The following is a 622-nucleotide window of genomic DNA, read 5'->3' as shown; positions in this document are numbered from 1 at the left end:
CCACACCACACCCGATCAGCAACTGCGCCAACCGATTCGCCGCCACATCGAGTTGTCGATAGGTCAGGGTGCGGCCCGCGAAGCTCACCGCCACCGCCCCCGGAGCCCCAACCACGCGATCGGCAAACAACACCGGAACTGACATCGGCGTACTCTTCCGCGCGGTCAACACCGCCCGATTGCCCCAAGCATCCAGGCGGGCGCGCTCACCGGCATCGAGCACATCCACCGACGACAACCGCCGGGTCGAGTCAGCCGTCATCACCTCCAGCACATGCCGCAGCCGCTCGATGAGTGACCGGATGCTGGCCGCGTCGAAGACGTCGGTGCGAAATTCGACCGCCCCGGCGATACCGGCGGGCTCACCGTCATCGGTCCAGCGCTCGGCCAACGACAACGACAGATCGGTTCGGGCGGTGTGGGTATCCACCGGCAACTGGGTGACGTGTAAATCGCCCAATGCCAATCCGGTGGGCTCGCTGAGGTGCCCGGGCAGGTTCTGCCAGGCCAGCATCACCTGCACCAGCGGATGATGGCCCAGCGACCGGATCGGGTTGAGCCGCTCCACAAGCACCTCAAACGGCACGTCCTGATGCTCATAAGCGGCCAGGCTGCGCCGGCG

At 66.2% G+C, this 622-nt stretch carries 1 protein-coding gene; it reads right to left on the bottom strand.

Features of this window, described 5'->3' with window-relative positions; translation table 11 throughout:
* Positions 1–622: condensation domain-containing protein (locus A5747_RS03275; RefSeq protein ID WP_142245437.1), on the bottom strand; the 622-nt coding region annotated here is incomplete at both ends.

It is taken from the genome of Mycobacterium sp. IS-836 (assembly GCF_001954275.1).
GTDB lineage: Bacteria > Actinomycetota > Actinomycetes > Mycobacteriales > Mycobacteriaceae > Mycobacterium.
This window is presented reverse-complemented; position numbering and strand designations above follow the sequence as displayed.